Origin of the sequence: Streptomyces sp. NPDC001407, from assembly GCF_042895325.1 — a bacterium.
Lineage (GTDB): Bacteria > Actinomycetota > Actinomycetes > Streptomycetales > Streptomycetaceae > Streptomyces.
The window spans coordinates 122,428-141,018 of sequence record NZ_JBIAWF010000012.1; the positions used below are offsets into that span (position 1 = coordinate 122,428).

Sequence of the window (18,591 nt, forward strand, 5' to 3'; positions counted from 1 at the left end):
GAGGAGGGCCGGCATGACCGACAGGGAGCGCGACCCGCGGTACGTGGACGACATGACGGAGGAGACGCTCGGCGCCAAGGAGCAGGAGCGTCAGGAGCGCCAGCACCAGCAGGAGCGGCAGCGCGGCCGGCAGGAGGAGGCGGGCTCGCGCGCCGCCCGGGACGACGCCGACGACGACCGGTGACGGCCTGCCGGGGCGTATCGGGGCCAGCCGGGACATGACCGTGACGCGGCGATGTACTAGAGTTATCTCGACATCGAGATATCTGCCGAGAGGCGTACCGCTGTCGCGCCAGTAAGGCATGCCTAACTAAGGCACACCTTAGCGGATTGGCGCGAACCCGTGACGGCAGGATTGCCGCAGTACGCGAATTCATGCATGAAGGAGACTGTCGTGTCGGCGAACAGCTTCGACGCCCGCAGCACGCTGCGCGTGGGCGACGAGTCGTACGAGATCTTCCGGCTGGACAAGGTCGAGGGCGCCGCGCGCCTTCCCTACAGCCTGAAGGTGCTGCTGGAGAACCTGCTCCGCACGGAGGACGGCGCGAACATCACCGCCGACCACATCCGCGCGCTGGGCAACTGGGACTCGCAGGCCCAGCCCAGCCAGGAGATCCAGTTCACGCCGGCCCGCGTGATCATGCAGGACTTCACCGGCGTGCCCTGCGTCGTGGACCTCGCCACCATGCGTGAGGCCGTCAAGGAGCTCGGCGGCGACCCGGCGAAGATCAACCCGCTGGCCCCGGCCGAGCTGGTCATCGACCACTCCGTCATCGCCGACAAGTTCGGCACGAAGGACGCCTTCGGCCAGAACGTCGAGCTGGAGTACGGCCGCAACAAGGAGCGCTACCAGTTCCTGCGCTGGGGCCAGACCGCCTTCGACGAGTTCAAGGTCGTCCCCCCGGGCACCGGCATCGTCCACCAGGTGAACATCGAGCACCTGGCCCGCACCGTCATGGTCCGAGGCGGCCAGGCGTACCCCGACACCCTCGTCGGCACCGACTCGCACACCACCATGGTCAACGGCCTCGGCGTGCTGGGCTGGGGCGTCGGCGGCATCGAGGCCGAGGCCGCGATGCTCGGCCAGCCGGTCTCCATGCTCATCCCGCGCGTCGTCGGCTTCAAGCTGACCGGCGAGCTGCCCGCCGGCACCACCGCCACCGACCTGGTGCTCACCATCACCGAGATGCTGCGCAAGCACGGCGTCGTCGGCAAGTTCGTCGAGTTCTACGGCGAGGGCGTCGCCGCCACCTCGCTGGCCAACCGCGCCACCATCGGCAACATGTCGCCGGAGTTCGGCTCCACCGCCGCGATCTTCCCGATCGACGGCGAGACGCTGAACTACCTCAAGCTCACCGGCCGCTCCGAGCAGCAGGTCGCGCTCGTCGAGGCGTACGCCAAGGAGCAGGGCCTGTGGCTGGACCCGGCCGCCGAGCCGGACTTCTCCGAGAAGCTGGAGCTGGACCTCGCAACCGTCGTCCCCTCCATCGCCGGCCCGAAGCGCCCGCAGGACCGCATCGTCCTGGCCAACGCCGCCCAGCAGTTCGCGCTGGACGTCCGCAACTACGTCGAGGACGACGACGAGGCGGGCAAGGAGTCCTTCCCGGCCTCCGACGCCCCGGCCTCCACCAACGGCGTCCCGAGCCGCCCGACCACGGTCACGGCCCCCGACGGCAGCACGTACGAGATCGACCACGGCGCCGTCACCGTCGCCGCGATCACCTCCTGCACCAACACCTCGAACCCCTACGTCATGGTCGCCGCCGCGCTCGTGGCCAAGAAGGCGGTCGAGAAGGGCCTTACCCGCAAGCCGTGGGTCAAGACCACCCTCGCCCCGGGCTCCAAGGTCGTCACCGACTACTTCGACAAGGCGGGCCTGACCCCCTACCTCGACAAGGTCGGCTTCAACCTCGTCGGCTACGGCTGCACCACCTGCATCGGCAACTCCGGCCCGCTGCCGGAGGAGGTCTCCAAGGCCGTCAACGAGCACGACCTGGCCGTCACCTCGGTGCTCTCCGGCAACCGCAACTTCGAGGGCCGGATCAACCCCGACGTCAAGATGAACTACCTGGCCTCCCCGCCGCTGGTCGTCGCGTACGCCATCGCGGGCTCCATGAAGGTGGACATCACCAAGGACGCCCTGGGCACCGACACCGACGGCAACCCGGTCTTCCTCAAGGACATCTGGCCCTCCGAGGCCGAGGTCAACGACGTCGTGGCCAACGCCATCGGCGAGGACATGTTCAACAAGTCCTACCAGGACGTCTTCGCGGGCGACGCCCAGTGGCAGGCGCTGCCGATCCCGACCGGCAACACCTTCGAGTGGGACGCCGAGTCCACCTACGTCCGCAAGCCCCCGTACTTCGAGGGCATGACGATGGAGACCACCCCGGTCTCCGACATCGCCGGCGCCCGCGTCCTGGCGAAGCTGGGCGACTCGGTCACCACCGACCACATCTCCCCGGCCGGTGCCATCAAGGCCGACACCCCGGCCGGCAAGTACCTCACCGAGCACGGTGTCGAGCGCCGTGACTTCAACAGCTACGGCTCGCGCCGCGGCAACCACGAGGTCATGATCCGCGGCACGTTCGCCAACATCCGCCTGCGCAACCAGATCGCGCCGGGCACCGAGGGCGGCTTCACCCGCGACTTCACCAAGGCCGACGCCCCGGTGTCGTTCATCTACGACGCCTCGCGCAACTACATCGAGCAGGGCATCCCGCTGGTCGTCCTGGCCGGCAAGGAGTACGGCTCCGGCTCGTCCCGCGACTGGGCCGCCAAGGGCACCGCGCTGCTCGGCGTCAAGGCCGTCATCGCCGAGTCCTACGAGCGCATCCACCGCTCGAACCTCATCGGCATGGGCGTCCTGCCCCTGCAGTTCCCCGAGGGCGCCTCGGCCGAGTCGCTCGGCCTGACCGGCGAGGAGACCTTCTCCTTCACCGGCGTGGAGGAGCTGAACAACGGCACCACCCCGCGCACGGTCAAGGTCACCACCGACACCGGCGTGGAGTTCGACGCGGTCGTCCGCATCGACACCCCCGGTGAGGCCGACTACTACCGCAACGGCGGCATCATGCAGTACGTGCTGCGCTCGCTGATCCGCAAGTAAGCGGCTCCGCAAGGCCGATCGAGGGCCGCACCCCGTCTCGTACGGGGTGCGGCCCTCGCCGCGTTTTCGACAACCCCGTGAGGCTCTCCCAACTCGTAAGGGTGATCGGGGGGTTGGGAAAGTGTTGGCCATTCCATTCCTGGTTAGTCTCCGACAGGGGTCGATGCCGGGACGATGTCGCTCCCCAGGGAGGGAAATTGCTATGGGAACCGCCATCACTTTCGGGGAGCTCGCCTGCCTTTCGGGCGAGGAGCTTCCCCAGCGGCTCGTGCTGTCGAGTGTGCTGTCGGCGGGATCCGACCAGCCGGTCTACCCGGCCATGGTGAAGTCCGACCACGGCACGACGGTCGCCTACGCCTGCCAGTACCGGCAGAACGCGGGAAGTCCTCCGCTCCTCGTCTTCCTGGGACTCGCTTCCCGGGATCCCGGCTATACGACGACGTGCATTCCCGCGGCCATCTCCAGTCATTGAGCCAATTCAGGCACTTACAGAAGGGGAATGGAATGGACAACACCATCAGCTTCGAGGAACTCGCCGACGTGGCGGGCGAGGTGCTGCCCGAGCGGACCGTCATGGGCATCATGGCCACCCCGCTCGGCTTCGGCGACCCGGACGGCGGCGGCGCCGGAGCGGGCGCCGGCAGCTCCAGCAGCAGCTCCGCCACGGCCGCTGGCGGCGGCAACCTCGTCGCCGTGCCGCCGAGCGACCACGGCACCACGATCCTGTCCAACTGCCAGTCCATCGACCGGCAGGGCACCCCGGGCCTCCTCGGCTCGCTCGGCCTCGGCTCCGAGAACCCCGCCGCCACCGTGACCTGCACCCCGGCGGCCATCTCCAGCCACTGACCGTCTGACGGTCCGTCGTACGCGCGCCACCCGCACGTCGTACGCACGGGGGAGGACCGGGCGCGCCCGGTCCTCCCCCGCACTCTGTCCCCCTACGGAGAGCGCCCATGTCACTGCCCGCGCTGGTGCCCGGCACGGAACTGGTCGGCGAGTTCGAGGATTCCGGATACCGCGAGCCGCCCCACCTGGTCTGCCGCCCGGACGGGCAGGTCGTACGCCTGCCGGCCCTGCTCTACCAACTCGCCCGCGCACTCGACGGGCAGCCACTGGAGCGCGTCGCCGAGCAGCTCAGCCGGGAGACGGGCCGGGGCTTCACCGCGGAACACATCGTCTACCTCATCGACAAGAAGCTCGTCCCGCTCGGCCTGACGACCTACAGCGACGGCTCACCGCCCCCGCCCACGCGCAAGAGCGACCCTTTCCTCGCCTTCCGCTTCCGGCTGGCCGTGCTGCCGCGGCGCGTCACATGGTTCCTCTCCGGGCTGTTCGCCTGGCTGTTCCACCCGGTGCCGGTGCTCGCCGCCCTCGGCACGTTCGCCGGCGGCGAGGTGTGGCTGTGGATGACCCAGGACAGCGGAGCCGCGCTGCGGGCGGTCCTGACGTCCCCGGCCGACGTGCTGCTCGTCGTCCTCCTGGCCATCGCCTCCTGCGTGTTCCACGAAATGGGCCACGGCGCGGCCTGCCGCTACGGAGGCGCCCGGCCGGGTGCGATGGGATGCGGCATCTATCTGGTGTGGCCCGCCTTCTACACCGACATCACCGATTCCTACCGCCTGGGGCGCGCCGGGCGGATCCGGGCCGACCTGGGCGGCGTCTATTTCAACGCGCTCTTCGTCCTCGGCCTGCTCGCGCTGTACGTGCCGACCGGAAACCCGCTGCTCCTGGTGGCGATCCTCTCCGTCCACCTGGAAATGATCCAGCAGCTTCTTCCCACGCTGCGCTTCGACGGCTATTACATCGTCGCGGACCTGGTCGGCATCCCCGACCTCTTCAAATACATCGGGCCCATCCTGAAGCGCTTCGTGCTCCGCCGCCCGCAGGACGAGCGGCTCCGGGCGCTCAAGCGGTGGCCGCAGGTCGTCGTCGCGGTGTGGGTCATGTTCCTGGTGCCGGCCCTCACCCTCCAGCTGGGCATGGTGCTCGTCAACCTGCCCCAACTGCTGCGCTCCGACTGGCGGACGGCCGGCCTGCTGGTGACACGGGCGGGCACGGCCGGCTTCCCCGTCCTCGGCACGGTCTCGGCGTGCCTCCAGATCGTGCTGCTCACGCTGCCCGTCGCCGGTCTGGCGCTGGCCCTGGGGCGGCCCGTGCGGTCACTGGTCCGCCTGGCCCTGCGTCGCCGCCGCACCGCGTGAGGGCGGGGCGCGGCCCGGAATCACTTCGATCCGGGCCGCGCGGAGGTCACCTGAAGTGACGCGCCATCAGAAGAGCATCCGGTACTGGTTCCAGCCGGAGTTGCCGATCTTGACCTTGGTCTCGAACGGCTGGGACGCCTTGCCCGTGCCGCGGTAGAGCCACAGGGCACCGTCGTTGTCGCGGGCGATCAGGTCGGCCTTGCCGTCCTGGTCCACGTCACCGGTGGCCGCCAGCTTGTTGAACTGGTTCCAGCCGCCGCCGATGCGCTGCTTGGTCTCGAAGGGCTTGGTGTAGTCGCCGGTGCCCTTGTAGAGCCACAGCACACCGTCCTTGTCGCGCGCGACGATGTCGGTCTTGCCGTCACCGGTGAGGTCGCCGCGGCCCTGGATCTCGGTGTACTGGCCCCAGCCCGGACCGACCTTCTTACGGCCCGTCAGGGTGCCGTCGGGGTAGGCGAGGTAGAGCCACAGGACGCCCTCGCGGTCACGGACCAGGATGTCGGACTCGCCCGCGCCGCCCAGGTTGCCCGGGGAGATGAACTGGTCGTACTGGCCCCAGTCGTCCGCGACGACCTTCGAGTTGTTCGCGGTGGCGTAGATGATGTTCTGGTCGTTGTCCCGGACGTAGAGGGCCTCGCTCAGGCCGTCCCGGTCGTTGTCGACCCGCGCCGCGGCGTTGATCCTGCCCCAGTTGCCGGTGACGAACTCCTTGGGCGTGATGCCGCCCTTGCCGTCCGGCCAGTAGAAGTAGAGGTCGTCGTTGTTGACGGCGCTCAGCGGGAAGAACGGGGCGTCGACGGACGGGCCGTCGGCCTTGACCTTGCTGCGCGGGGCGGCCAGGCGCGGGGCGGCGGACCTGGGGGCCTGCGCGCCCGACTTGGGGTAGTCGCCGGACTTCGCCTCGCCGCGCAGCGCCTCGGAGCGGTGCTTGGCGGAGGTGTCGGCGGCGAGCTTGGCCGCCGACTTGGCCGCGCCCTGGGCGGGAGCGGCCGAGGGGCCGTCGGCCATGGCCGTGCCGGCGGTGGTGCCGAGCACGGCGGCGGCTATGGCCGCGGTCGCGATGCGACGCGCGGCGCGCGTACGGCCGGGGAGTCGAGCCACGTGGGTCTCCAGGAGGTCTCAGGTGAAGAACGGCGGGCCCGGTCCGGGCCCGCCGCAGAGACTCCATGATCTTTCACATTTTCTTTACCTGTCAATCACTATGTGGGGATCTCGGGCCGATCAGCTCGATCTCAGCGAGTGTGCCCTCACCGGCCACCGTCTCCAGGCGGTAGTGGCGGAAGAAGCCCGGTGTGCGCACCGAGAACACCCGGGTCTGCCGGTCCCAGGCGAAGGACTCGCCCGCGCGCCGGTCGACCTCCGTCCAGGTCTCGCCGTCCGTCGACCCCTTGAGCACCCAGCCGCCCGGAGCCTTGGTGCGGTCGGCCGACGTGAGGGTGTAGGAGGTCACGCGCGAGCCGGACGGCACCTCCAGCGGTGCCACGGTGAACGTCGCCTCCGTGGCCGAGGTGTTGTCCGTGAGCGCCGAGGTGCCCGGTGCCGTCAGATCGCCCTCCGGCTCCGGCACCGCGTCGCCCTGGGTGAGGGAGGTGGGCCCCGCGTCCTTGCCGCTGCCCCAGGACGAGGGCCGGGGGCCCATGGTGAACTCCAGCGTCCCGCCCTTCGCCACCACGGAGTGCGGGAGCGCCGTCGACGTCCACTTCTCGCCGTTCACCCGCAGGCCCTGCACATAGACGTTGCGGGCGCTGTTGCGCGGTGCCTTCACGACCAGGTCGCGCCCGTTCTCCAGATGGACGGTGGCCCGCGTGAACAGCGGCGACCCGATCGCGTACTCCCCGCTGCCCATCACCAGCGGATAGAAGCCGAGGGCGCTGAAGACGTACCACGCCGACATCTCGCCGTTGTCCTCGTCGCCCGGGTAGCCCTGGCCGATCTCGCTGCCGAGGTAGAGGCGGGACAGCACCTCGCGGACCTTCTCCTGCGTCCGCCAGGGCCGGCCGGTCGCGTCGTACATGTAGGCGATGTGGTGCGAGACCTGGTTGCTGTGGCCGTACATCCCCATGCGGACGTCCCGGGCCTCGGTCATCTCGTGGATGACCCCGCCGTACGAACCGGCGAACTCGGGAGAGCCGGTCTCGGGAGTGGCGAAGAAGGCGTCGAGCTTCTTCGCGAGGCCGGCCCTGCCGCCGTAGAGACCGGCCAGGCCCCGGGTGTCCTGCGGGGCGTGGAAGGCGAAGTTCCAGCCGTTGGTCTCGGTGTAGTCGTTGCCCCAGACGCGGGGGTCGTACTGCTGGGGCGGCAGCCGCCAGGTGCCGTCCGGGCCCTTGCCCTGGAAGAAGCCGACGGCGGGGTCGAAGAGCTTGACGTAGTTCCGGGCGCGGTTCAGGAAATAGGCCGACTCGTCGCGGTAGCGGGCCTTGTGGGTCTTCGCGTACAGCGCCTGGCCCATCCGCCCGAGCCCGTAGTCGTTGAGATAGCCCTCCAGCGCCCAGGACATGCCCTCCCGCGTCGTGGTGCTGGTGTAGCCGAGGAAGACGGAGGTCTCCATGCCCTTGCGGCCCACGCCGGGATTGGGCGGCGCCACCGTGGCGTTCTTCAGCGCCGCCGCGTACGCCGCCTCGGCGTCGAAGCCGACGCCCTTGGCGTAGGCGTCGGCGAAGGCGACGTCCGAACTCGTGCCGGTCATCAGGTCGGCGTAGCCGGGGGAGGACCAGCGGGAGATCCAGCCGCCGTCCTTGTACTGCTGGACGAAGCCGTCGATGAGCTTGCCCGCCCGCCCCGGGGTCAGCAGGGCGTACGCGGGCCAGGCGGTGCGGTAGGTGTCCCAGAAGCCGTTGTTGACGTAGACCTCGCCGTCGACGATCTTCGCGCCGGTACGGGTCGGGGTGGACTCGCCGGCGGGCGGGCTGAAGGGGCTGGCGTAGCGGCTGTGGGGATGCGCGGCCGAGCCGGTGTTCTCGAAGCCCGAGTTGGGATAGAGGTAGAGGCGGTAGAGGCTGGAGTAGAGCGTGGTGAGCTGGTCCCGGCTCGCTCCCTCGACCTCGACCCGGCCCAGGACCTCGTCCCACGCGGCGCGGGCGCGGTCGTGGACCTCTTCGAAGGAGCTGCCGGCCGGGATCTCCTGGTCGAGGTTGGCCTTCGCCTGGTCGACGCCGATGAGGGAGGTCGCGATGCGCAGCGTCACCGTGTGGTCCTGGCCCGGCTTGAAGCGCAGATAGCCGGTGACGCCGTCACCCCGGCTGCCCTCGTCGTCCGCGCGCCGCGTGCCGTCCGGGTCGGCCGAGCTGATCGCGCTGGACGGGAGGTCGGGAGGGCCGCCGAGCTTGCCGCCGGCGGTGACGGGCGCGTCGAAGACGCCGTAGACGAAGAGTCGTCCCGCGCCGGTGGAGAGCCCGCTGCGCACGTCGGAGTAGCCGGTGATCACGCCGTGGCCGGGGTCGAGCGTCAGCCCTCCCTGGTCCCGGACGTTGTCCAGGATGACGCTGGCGTTCTCACCCGGAAAGGTGAAACGCATCAGGGCCGCGTGGTCGCTGGGGACGATCTCGGACTTCAGGCCGTTGTCGAAGGTGACGCCGTAGTAGTGCGGCTTCGCGATCTCGTGGGAGTGGTGGAAGGGGAGCGCGCGGGCCGTCCGCCCGGCGTCCGGGGTGCCGGTGGCGGCCGACGGCATCACCTGGAAGGTCTGCCGGTCGCCCATCCAGGGGCTCGGTTCGTGGCTGGCGCTGAAGGCCTGGATGGTGGGGAGGTTGTCGGCGTTGTTCGCCGCGGCGTACTGGTAGAGCCAGTCCGTCGAGCCGGCGTTGGTGACGGGGGTCCAGAAGTTGAAGCCATGGGGGACGGCGGTGGCGGGGAAGGTGTTGCCGCGCGAGAAGGTCGAGCTGGAATGCGTGCCGCGCGTGGTCACGGCGTAGTCCGCCAGGTGCGCCGCGGGCTTCTCCACGGGCGCGGGGGCGAGCGAGATGTCGTCCACCCAGCCGCGGAAGCGCGCCGGGCCGACCGGCGAGTCGTAGGCGACGAGCACCCGGGCGACGGTCTTGCCCGCGGCGACCGCGCCGATCCGCGACTCCTTGGCGTTCCACTGGTTGACGTAGAGGGTCTTGGAGTCGGCCTGGCCCTGCGGCGTGAGGCGCGCGCCGTGCTGGTCGACGGCGCCCAGCTCGCTCAGATAGGTGCCGTCGGTGAAGGCGAGGTCGAGCGCGGCATGGGTGGCCGGATAGCGCGGATCGGCCTCGGGCATCGAGGGGAAGATCTTGTAGGAGAGCAGGGTCTCCGGGGTGACCTCGACCTTCACGGCGAAGATCTTGTTGTAGGCGTACGCGTGCCCGGTGGCCTGGTGTCTGCCTCCGTAGCGCAGGGCGTGGGTGCCGGTGAAGCCCGCGCGCGGCTTGGCCGTCGACGAGCCGGTGGGCCCGCTGTCGACGTAGCTGCGCATGTCCGGGGGCGGTGGGCCGCCGGTGTCCGCGGTCGCCAGCTGGAGGTCGGCCAGCTGGGTGATGCCGTCCCCGTCGTTGCGCGTTATGTCCAGCCGGTACTGCCGGTAGGCGGTGCGGTTGGTGAAGGAGAACTCCTTGGTCTGGAGGCGCTTTCCGAAGAGGACGTCCTTGCGCTCGTCCAGCACCGTCCAGCTGTGTCCGTCGTCGGAGCCCTTGAGCGTCCAGTCCCTGGGGTCCCGCCCGGGGGCGTCATTGGCGGAGGTCAGCGCGTAGCGCACGGCCGTGGCCGGCTCGGACAGCTCGAATTCCAGCCAGGGCGTCCGGTCGAAGGTGAGCCACTTGGTCGTGGGCTCGCCGTCGATCAGGTTCTCCTTGACCTCCCCGGCCCCGGCGTTCTCCCCGCTCGCCCGGACGGCGGTGACCTTGTCGGTGATGTTGCCGGGGATGCCCGCGGCGTCGCTGCCGTCTATCCCGGCAGCCCGCGGCCGGCCGTCGGGCCCTCTCTCCACGGCGTTGCGCCAATCGGGCTGCGGCTCGCCCGGCTCGAAGGAGGAGCTGAAGCGCTGGGAGGCGGCCTGCTCCCGCGCGGCGGCCGCCGCGGCCAGGGCCGCGGCCCCGTGCGGAGTCTGAGTGGTCGTCACCACCAGGGCGGCGGTGAGGAGGGCCAGGGGGCGGGTGAGCGTACGCCACCGGTGGCGGAATCCCTGTCGCTGACTCTGCCGCATCCCTCGCCTCTCCACGAAACCGACAGCCACCGACAAGCCACCGGCCATCACCGACAACGTTGTCAACCGAGTCGCGCAGAAATAAGTAGGGCGTGAGACGCCAGTGGTGTCAAGGGTCCGGATGTTGGTGTCGCCGTGGGGCGGCGTAGGTTGAGGAGGTCTCAACTCGGGAAAGACTGACGGTCAAAGCCGCTTTCGATCTTGCCCAGTTGATGTGAAGTGGACTATACCTGTCGGCGTCCGGGGCGGCCCGCAGGCCGCCGCGGCGGATCCGGGGGAGAGCGGCGGACGGGAGCGCCGTGGGAGCGGCACCGATCCCGGCGCACACCCAGCACACCAAGCTTCAACTGACCCGCGGTGTCGGGCCCTTCGTCCTTGGCCGGTTCGCACGGTGCGCGAGGGAAAGACCGCCACACCGCCTGAGTCCTGGAGAAGGCGAGGACTTGAGCATGGGATCCACATCGGAATTCAGCCGGAGAGATCTGGTCAAGCGGACCGCGGCACTCGGTCTGATCGCGGTGCCGTCCATGAGTGTGCTCACCGCGTGCGCCACCGGTGGTGGCAGCGACGACAAGAGCGATGACAAGGGCGATCAGGGCAAGAAGTCGGAGAAGAATCCGCTCGGCGTCAAGAACGGCGCCCCGCTCGACGCGTTCATCTTCAAGGGCGGCCTGGGTGATCAGTACGCCAAGGACGCCGAGGCCGATTACAAGTCCACCTACGGCGCCGAGGTCAAGCACACCGGCACCCAGCAGATCGGCCCCAAGCTCCAGCCCCGCTTCGCCGGCGGCAATCCTCCGGATGTCATCGACAACTCCGGCGCCGACCACCTGGACATGAACAAGCTGTCCTCACAAGGGCAGTTGCTCGACCTCACCCCGCTGCTCGACGCGGCCTCGCCGGACGATCCCAAGAAGAAGGTCCGGGACATCCTCTATCCGAGCGCCATCGAGAAGGGCAAGCACAAGGACGCCTTCGACGTCCTCTATTACGCCTTCACCGTCTACGGCACCTGGTATTCCCAGAAGCTGCTGTCGGACAAGGGATGGAGCTACCCGAAGTCCCTCGACGACATGATCAAGCTCTGTGAGGAGATCAAGAAGGCGGGCATCGCGCCCTGGACCTACCCGGGCAAGTACCCCTACTACGTCCACTTCAACATCTTCCCGCAGATCGCCAAGATCGGCGGCCTGGACAAGTGGATCGCGATCGACAATCTGGAGCCCAACGCCTGGACGTCCAACGACGCGGTCAAGCAGGTCATCGGGCACTACGAGGAGCTCGCCGCCAAGGGGTATTTCCTGGCGGGCAGCCAGGGCCTGACCCATATCCAGGCCCAGACCTCCTGGACCAAGGGCAAGGCCGTCTTCATCCCCAACGGCTCCTGGGTGGAGAACGAGGCGACCCCGACCACCCCCAAGGACTTCGGCATGGCCGTCGGCCCGCTCTTCGACGGCGGCTCCGGCGACAAGATGCCGCACGGCACGCTGCGCGCCGAGCCCAGCGAGCCGTTCATCGTCGCCAAGGGCGGCAAGAACCCCACGGGCGGCATGGAATTGCTGCGCATCATGCTCTCCAAGAAGCACGCGCAGAACTTCGCGCAGAAGGTCCATTCCCTGACCAGCAACATGCAGGGTGCCGAAGGCGCTTCGCTCTCCCCGGGCCTGGCCTCGGCCGCGCAGGCCGTCAAGGGCGCGGGCGGCAACCAGAACCTGCTGATGATCCAGTTGCAGGAGTGGTACCCCAAGCTGACGGACGAGAAGATGGGCGGCCTGACCAGCCAGTTGCTCACCGGTGACCTCAAGGCCGCCGAGTGGATCAAGAAGACGCAGCAGTACGCGGACGAGACCGCCAAGGACAGTTCCGTCACCAAGTTCCACCGGTCGGCCTGACGGGTCCGGCGGCCGATGAGACAAGGGCCGGGAGGCGGCATGCAGCACGGCAAGTACCGGTTCATCGCGGGGTTCCTGGCCCTGCCGCTGGCGGTCTACGCGATCTTTGTGATATCGCCGTTCGTCCAGGCGTTCCAGATCGCGATGACCGACTGGAGCGGTCTCAAGGGTGCGGCGAAATACATCGGGTTCGACAACTACGACAAGCTCGTGCACAGCGACGAATTCTGGAACGCGCTCAAGCACAACGTCATCATGCTGGTGCTCGTGCCCATCGTGACCCTGGCGCTCGGCCTGTTCTTCGCCTTCATGCTCAATGTCGGCGGCAGGGCACGGCGGGGCGCGGTGGTCACCGGGGTGCGCGGATCGAAGTTCTACAAATTCGTCTTCTTCTTCCCCCAGGTCATCTCCATCACCATCATTTCGGTGATCTGGTTCAACATCTACAACCCCGATCCCTCGGACGGCATGCTCAACTCCCTGCTGGGGTCCGTGGGTCTGGACTCCCTGCAGAGCGCCTGGCTGGGGGAGAAGAGCATCGCGCTGGCCTGCATCATGCTGGTGATGGTCTGGGCGAACGTCGGTTTCTATGTGGTCCTCTTCTCGGCCGCCATGGCCTCCATCCCCCGGGACATCTACGAGGCGGCGCTGCTGGACGGCGCCGGCCGCGCCCATACGTTCTTCCGGATCACCCTGCCGCTGCTGTGGGACACCGTGCAGACCGGCTGGGTCTACATGGGCATCATCGCGATGGACGCCTTCGCGCTGGTGCAGATCATGTCGGTGAACATGGGCGGCCCGGACGGCGCGACCGACGTCGTCCCGCTGCGGCTCTATCAAACCGCTTTCCGCGACAGCCAATTCGGCTACGCCTCGGCCATGGGCATCGCCATGCTCATCGTGACTCTGCTGTTCGCCGTGCTCACCATGCGCTTCGCGCGTCGTGAGCGGATCGAGTTCTAGGGGTACGACGAATGACGACGGAAGCAGGCGCGGTACCCGCGAAGGAAGCGGCCGAGACCGGGCGGCGGCGCGGGCGGGACGCCGGGCGCCCCCGGTCCGAGGGCGCGGTGCTGAACGTCTTCTCGCACGGCATTCTCGTCCTCTGGGCCGTCATGGTGGGGCTGCCGCTGATCTGGGTGCTGTGGAGTTCCTTCAAGAGCAGCGGTGACATCCTGAGCTCACCGTGGTCGCTGCCGCGCTCGTTCCATTTCGAGAACTGGGCGCACGCCTGGGAGCGGGCCAATATCGGCCGGTATTTCGCCAACACCATCATCGTCGTGGGGTGTTCGGTGACCGGCACGATGGTGCTCGGTTCGATGGCGGGCTATGTGCTGGCCCGCTTCTCCTTCCCCGGCAACCGCTTCATCTACTACCTCTTCGTGGCCGGGATGTCCTTCCCGGTCTTCATGCTGGTCATCCCGCTGTTCTTCGTGCTGCGGGACTTCCCCGGAGTGTCCCTGCTGGCGACGTACCCCGGGCTGATCCTGGTCTACATCGCCTTCTCGCTGCCGTTCACCGTCTTCTTCATGACGGCCTTCTTCCGTACGCTGCCGACCTCGGTCGCCGAGGCCGCGATGATCGACGGGGCCTCGCACACCCGGACGTTCTTCCAGGTCATGCTGCCGATGGCCAAGCCGGGCCTGATCAGCATCGGCATCTTCAATTTCCTGGGCCAGTGGAACCAGTACCTCCTGCCCATGGTCCTCAACCAGAACGAGCACCGGTACGTCCTGACGCAGGGTCTCGCCCAGATCGCCCTTCAGCAGGGCTACGACGGGGACTGGGGCGGTCTGATGGCCGGCATGGTGATCGCCATGCTGCCGGTCCTCGTCGTCTATTTCCTCTTCCAGCGGCAGGTCCAGGCGGGCCTGACGGCGGGCGCGCTGAAATAGCCGTGGGAAAAGGGCCGTCGGGGTCGCGCCGGGGCCGTACCGGATCATCAGTGGAGCGTGAACCAGACCGCTTTGCCGGAGCCCTGCGCGGCCGGGCGGACGCCCCAGGATCTCGCGCAGCTGTCGATGAGGGTGAGCCCGCGGCCCGACTCGTCGTCCCGGCCCGCGCTGACGAGGGCCGGGACCTCGGGGCTGGTGTCGTGCACGTCGACCCGCAGGACACCGGAGCGGCAGCTGAGGTCCACGGTCACCGGTGATTTGGTGTGCACCACGCCATTGGTGACCAGCTCCGTGACCAACAGGCAGGCGGTGTCGGCGAGATCGAGGCGGCCGTGGCGTTGCAGCGCGAGCCGCAGGGAGTCGCGCACGATGCTGATCATCCAGGGCTGAGCAGGGATCCGGTGTGTGTACCACCAGTCCGCGGTGGCCAGTTGGGGGTCCTCGCACATTGTGGGCTCCGTTCGGGGGGAAACAGGAGGGGCATCAAGAGTGGGATGGGATCGACCGCGAGTGCATAAATTCGGTGGGCTTTCGTCCCTGTGAGTGACTGTGCTCACGGGGTGTGTGCAGGCAGACTCTCTGCCCAAAGGAAGGGAGGATTGTCATGCCGCAGAAGCCCCCAACTATCCGGCAGAAGCGCCTCGGTGCGGAGCTCCGCAAGCTCCGCGAAGCGGCGGGTATGTCAGGTGAAGATGCCGCGGAGGCGCTGGAGTGCGGACAGGCGAAGATCAGCCGCATCGAGACCGGCACCAATGGGATTCGCCCATTCGAGCTACGTGGCCTGCTGAAGGCATATGGGGTGACCGATCAGGCGCTGGTCGATTCGCTGGTGGACCTCGCCCGTGAGGGCCGCCGCCAGGGCTGGTGGAACACCTACGTGAGCGCCTTTCCCGGCATCGCCGACCTCGCGCACCTGGAGTCCAAGGCCGTCTCCGTGCAGGTCTGGCAGACCGTGCTCGTGCCCGGTCTGCTCCAGACCCCCGGCTATATGCGCGCGCTGTTCAAGGGCGGCCGGCACGCTTACGGCGACGACGCGGCCGAGCGGTGCGTCGCGGCCCGCACCACCCGGCAGGCGGTGCTCGACAAGCCGGACGCCCCCGAGCTCACCGCGGTGGTCTACGAGGCGGCGCTGCGCTGCGAGGTGGGCGGGCCGGACGTGATGCGCGGCCAGCTGGGGCACCTCGCCCGCGTCGCGGAGAGCGGGCGGGCGCGGATCCAGGTGCTGCCGTTCGACGCGGGGGTGCACGGCGGACTGGACGGGCCGTTCGTCATCTACGGCCTGCTCGCGTCCGGCATGGACGTCGTCATGACGGACAGCCTCGCCGCGGCCGCCTGTCTGGACCGTGAGGAGGACGTCCGGCGCTACCGCGTGCTCTTCGACTCCCTGCGGTCCCTCGCGCTCGCCCCGGACGCCTCCCTCGACATGATCAAGAAGCTGGCGGTACGGGCGTGACCGCCCCGCGCCCCGGCGCCCCCGTGCGGTGGCAGCGGTCCCGCTTCTCCGGCAGCGGCGGCGGCCAGGAGTGCCTGGAGGCCGCGCCCGGCCCCGGCGGGCGGCTGCGGTTCCGCGAGAGCGACCGGCCGCGCACCGTCCTGACGCCCGCGCCGGACGCCTGGGCGGCCCTGCTGCGGGCGGTGAGATCCGGCGTCCTGGACGGTCCCCGGCCCGCCCACAGGCCACGTGCGGGCGCTCGATAGGGTTCAGGGCCTTGACGGGGGTTACCCCGGACAGCTCAGCTTAGAGTTCATATGTTGTACGGATGGCTGGGCTCCAGTGCTGTGGCCCGGCCGCGGGGCGGCGGTCGTGCCGTACCCGGCGAGGCGGGAGTGGGCAATCGTGGAGACTCCGGGGTCGCAGTCGTCGCTGCACCGGGCCAACCTGGAGCGGGTCGTGCGGGCCGTGCGCATGGCGGGCTCGCTCACCCAGGCGGAGATCGCCCGCGCCACGGGCCTCTCGGCGGCCACGGTCTCCAACATCGTGCGGGAGCTCAAGGACGGCGGGACCGTCGAGGTCACCCCCACCTCCTCCGGCGGCCGCCGGGCCCGCAGCGTCTCCCTGTCCGGTGACGCCGGGATCGTCGTGGGCGTCGACTTCGGGCACACGCACCTGCGGGTGGCGATCGGCAATCTCGCGCACCGGGTGCTGGCCGAGGACGCCGAGCCGCTGGACGTGGACGCCTCCGCGGCCCAGGGCCTGGACCGGGCCGAGCACCTGGTCAAGCGGCTGATCGCGGAGGCGGGCATCAACCCCGCCAAGATCGTCGGAGTGGGGCTGGGCGTGCCCGGCCCGATCGACGTCGCCTCCGGGACGCTGGGCTCGACCGCGATCCTGCCGGGCTGGGCGGGCACCAACCCCCGCGACGACCTCGCCGCCCGCATCGGCGTCCCCGTGCACGTCGACAACGATGCCAACCTCGGCGCGCTGGGCGAGCTGGTCTGGGGCGCGGGCCGCGGAGCGGGCGACCTCGCGTACATCAAGGTCGCCAGCGGCGTGGGCGCCGGCCTGGTGATCAACGGGCAGATCTACCGAGGCCCGGGCGGCACCGCGGGCGAGATCGGGCACATCACGCTCGACGAGGCCGGGCCGGTCTGCCGGTGCGGCAACCGCGGCTGCCTGGAGACCTTCACCGCGGCCCGCTATGTGCTGCCCCTGCTCCATTCGGCCCACGGCACCGATCTGACCGTGGCCCGCATGGTGGAGCTCGCGCGCGAGGGCGACCCCGGATGCCGACGGGTGATCGGGGACGTCGGCCGGCACATCGGCAGCGGCGTGGCCAACCTCTGCAACCTCCTCAACCCCAGCCGGGTGGTGCTCGGCGGCGATCTCGCGGACTCCGGCGAGCTGGTGCTCGGCCCGATCCGCGAATCCGTGTCACGCTATGCCATTCCGAGTGCCGCGCGGCAGTTGGACGTCGTCCCCGGCGCGCTGGGCGGCCGGGCCGAGGTGCTGGGCGCGCTGGCGCTCGTCCTGAGCGAAATGGGCGATTCCACGCTGCTGGACGATTCCCGCCCCGCGGACGCTCCGGTCCCCTCCTGACGGCCGTCAGCGTTTTCCGACAGCACGCCACGGCCGTATCTTGAGTTCACGCAGATAACGAATGGCACCGTTGCCATCTCGTTAAGGATTTACTTCTTGACGCCCCCTTGGGGGCCGAGTTGACTTCCAGCCACCTCGGCCGCGACGACGCGGCCTCGTCAGGGAGGTATCTGCAAGTGAACACGCATATGCGGCGTGCTGCCGTCGTCGTGGCGGCCGTCTCGATGGCAGCGGGTCTCGCGGCCTGTGGCAGTGCCAAACAAGCCGGTGGCGGGGACAAGAAGGAAAAGAAGGGCTCGCTGACCATCGGCCTCCTTCTGCCGGAAAACCAGACCGCCCGTTATGAGCGATTCGACAAACCGCTGATCGAGAAGAAGATCAAGGAACTCGCGGGCACGCGGACGACGGTCCTCTACGAGAACGCCAAACAGGACGCCTCGGTTCAGCAGCAGCAGGTCGACACAATGATCACCAAAAAGGTCGACGCGCTCATCGTGGACGCGGTCGACGCGAAGTCCATAGCCAGCTCGGTGAAGAAGGCGAACGGCAAGGGAATTCCCGTCGTCGCCTACGACCGGCTTGCCGAGGGTCCCGTCAAGGCGTACACCTCCGTCGACAACGAGCGCGTCGGAAAGATCCAGGGCGAATCCCTGCTGAAGGAACTCGGCGACAACGCCGCCAAGGGCGACATCGTCATGATGAACGGCTCCGTCACCGACCCCAACGCCAAGATGTACAAGGACGGCGCCCACTCCGTGCTCGACGGGAAGGTCACCATCGGCAAGGAGTACGACACCAAGGAGTGGAAGCCGGAGAACGCCAACGACAACATGAAGGGCGCCATCTCCTCGCTCGGCAAGGACAAGATCGTGGGCGTCTACTCCGCCAACGACGGCATGGCGGGCGGCATCATCACGGCCCTCAAGAGCGCCGGCTTCGCCAAGCTGCCACCGGTCACCGGCCAGGACGCCGAGCTCTCCGCGGTCCAGCGCATCCTCTCCGACGAACAGTTCATGAGCGTCTACAAGCCCTACAAGCCCGAGGCCGACGCCGCCGCCGAACTGGCCGTAGCCCTCGCACAGGGCGAGAAGACCGACGGCATCGCCAAGTCGGCCGTGGACAGCGGCTCCGAGAAGAGGATTCCCTCCGTCATCGTCACCCCCTTCGCCCTCACCAAGCCCGACATCGCGCAGTACGTCGGCAAGGAGGGCTTCTTCACCCTGGACGAGATCTGCACCGCGAAATACAAGGCGCAGTGCGACAAGGCCGGACTGAAGTGAGCCCCCAGCGTGCCGTCTT

General features: G+C 68.8%; 15 protein-coding genes. 12 read left to right on the forward strand and 3 right to left on the reverse strand.

Features of this window, described 5'->3' with window-relative positions:
• Positions 1–13: 13 nt before the first annotated feature.
• The 5 genes from ACFY1P_RS18360 (at position 14) to ACFY1P_RS18380 (ending at position 5,310) form a co-directional block, all read left to right on the forward strand.
• Positions 14–184: a hypothetical protein gene (locus ACFY1P_RS18360; RefSeq protein WP_361526091.1), complete on the forward strand. Its 171-nt coding sequence runs from the start codon at positions 14–16 to the stop codon at positions 182–184.
• A 210-nt stretch (positions 185–394) separates the two neighbouring features.
• On the forward strand, positions 395–3,109 hold the full coding sequence (gene acnA / locus ACFY1P_RS18365) for an aconitate hydratase AcnA (RefSeq protein WP_390751125.1): 2,715 nt from the start codon (positions 395–397) through the stop codon (positions 3,107–3,109).
• A gap of 202 nt (positions 3,110–3,311) precedes the next feature.
• Positions 3,312–3,581: a hypothetical protein gene (locus ACFY1P_RS18370; protein ID WP_361526097.1), complete on the forward strand. Its 270-nt coding sequence runs from the start codon at positions 3,312–3,314 to the stop codon at positions 3,579–3,581.
• 32 nt (positions 3,582–3,613) lie between these two features.
• Positions 3,614–3,955: a hypothetical protein gene (locus ACFY1P_RS18375; RefSeq protein WP_361526100.1), complete on the forward strand. Its 342-nt coding sequence runs from the start codon at positions 3,614–3,616 to the stop codon at positions 3,953–3,955.
• Between the two features lie 107 nt (positions 3,956–4,062).
• Positions 4,063–5,310 carry a hypothetical protein gene (locus tag ACFY1P_RS18380; protein WP_390751126.1) on the forward strand — a complete coding sequence of 416 codons (1,248 nt, stop codon included), beginning with the start codon at positions 4,063–4,065 and terminating at the stop codon, positions 5,308–5,310.
• A gap of 66 nt (positions 5,311–5,376) precedes the next feature.
• On the opposite strand, the gene ACFY1P_RS18385 is transcribed toward ACFY1P_RS18380, so the two are convergent.
• Both ACFY1P_RS18385 and ACFY1P_RS18390 read right to left on the reverse strand, forming a co-directional pair.
• On the reverse strand, positions 5,377–6,411 hold the full coding sequence (locus ACFY1P_RS18385; RefSeq protein WP_361526105.1) for a VCBS repeat-containing protein: 1,035 nt from the start codon (positions 6,409–6,411) through the stop codon (positions 5,377–5,379).
• Positions 6,412–6,502: 91 nt separating this feature from the next.
• On the reverse strand, positions 6,503–10,468 hold the full coding sequence (locus ACFY1P_RS18390; protein WP_390751127.1) for a GH92 family glycosyl hydrolase: 3,966 nt from the start codon (positions 10,466–10,468) through the stop codon (positions 6,503–6,505).
• Positions 10,469–10,917: 449 nt separating this feature from the next.
• Between ACFY1P_RS18390 and ngcE the strand changes: the two genes are divergently transcribed.
• The 3 genes from ngcE to ACFY1P_RS18405 are packed head-to-tail and all read left to right on the forward strand — an operon-like array spanning position 10,918 to position 14,255.
• Positions 10,918–12,360: an N-acetylglucosamine/diacetylchitobiose ABC transporter substrate-binding protein gene (ngcE, locus tag ACFY1P_RS18395; RefSeq protein ID WP_361526110.1), complete on the forward strand. Its 1,443-nt coding sequence runs from the start codon at positions 10,918–10,920 to the stop codon at positions 12,358–12,360.
• A gap of 39 nt (positions 12,361–12,399) precedes the next feature.
• Positions 12,400–13,323 carry a sugar ABC transporter permease gene (locus tag ACFY1P_RS18400; RefSeq protein WP_361526112.1) on the forward strand — a complete coding sequence of 308 codons (924 nt, stop codon included), beginning with the start codon at positions 12,400–12,402 and terminating at the stop codon, positions 13,321–13,323.
• An 11-nt stretch (positions 13,324–13,334) separates the two neighbouring features.
• The gene (locus ACFY1P_RS18405; protein WP_390751128.1) at positions 13,335–14,255 is read left to right on the forward strand and encodes a carbohydrate ABC transporter permease; all 921 of its coding nucleotides are present in this window, start codon (positions 13,335–13,337) and stop codon (positions 14,253–14,255) included.
• 47 nt (positions 14,256–14,302) lie between these two features.
• Here ACFY1P_RS18405 and ACFY1P_RS18410 read toward each other — a convergent pair whose 3' ends face one another.
• Entirely contained in the window at positions 14,303–14,704 is a 402-nt protein-coding gene (locus ACFY1P_RS18410) for an ATP-binding protein (RefSeq protein ID WP_390751129.1), read from the reverse strand.
• Between the two features lie 155 nt (positions 14,705–14,859).
• On the opposite strand from ACFY1P_RS18410, the gene ACFY1P_RS18415 reads away from it, so the two are divergent.
• From ACFY1P_RS18415 to ACFY1P_RS18430, 4 genes are all read left to right on the forward strand, one after another.
• Complete coding sequence (locus ACFY1P_RS18415) at positions 14,860–15,708, forward strand: helix-turn-helix transcriptional regulator (protein ID WP_361526118.1); 849 nt, start codon at positions 14,860–14,862, stop codon at positions 15,706–15,708.
• On the forward strand, positions 15,705–15,953 hold the full coding sequence (locus tag ACFY1P_RS18420) for a DUF397 domain-containing protein (protein ID WP_361526121.1): 249 nt from the start codon (positions 15,705–15,707) through the stop codon (positions 15,951–15,953). Before ACFY1P_RS18415 ends, ACFY1P_RS18420 begins: the two co-directional genes overlap by 4 nt.
• Positions 15,954–16,092: 139 nt before the next feature.
• Entirely contained in the window at positions 16,093–17,292 is a 1,200-nt protein-coding gene (locus tag ACFY1P_RS18425) for an ROK family protein (RefSeq protein ID WP_390751130.1), read from the forward strand.
• A 176-nt stretch (positions 17,293–17,468) separates the two neighbouring features.
• On the forward strand, positions 17,469–18,572 hold the full coding sequence (locus ACFY1P_RS18430; protein WP_361526127.1) for a substrate-binding domain-containing protein: 1,104 nt from the start codon (positions 17,469–17,471) through the stop codon (positions 18,570–18,572).
• Positions 18,573–18,591 lie beyond the last annotated feature (19 nt).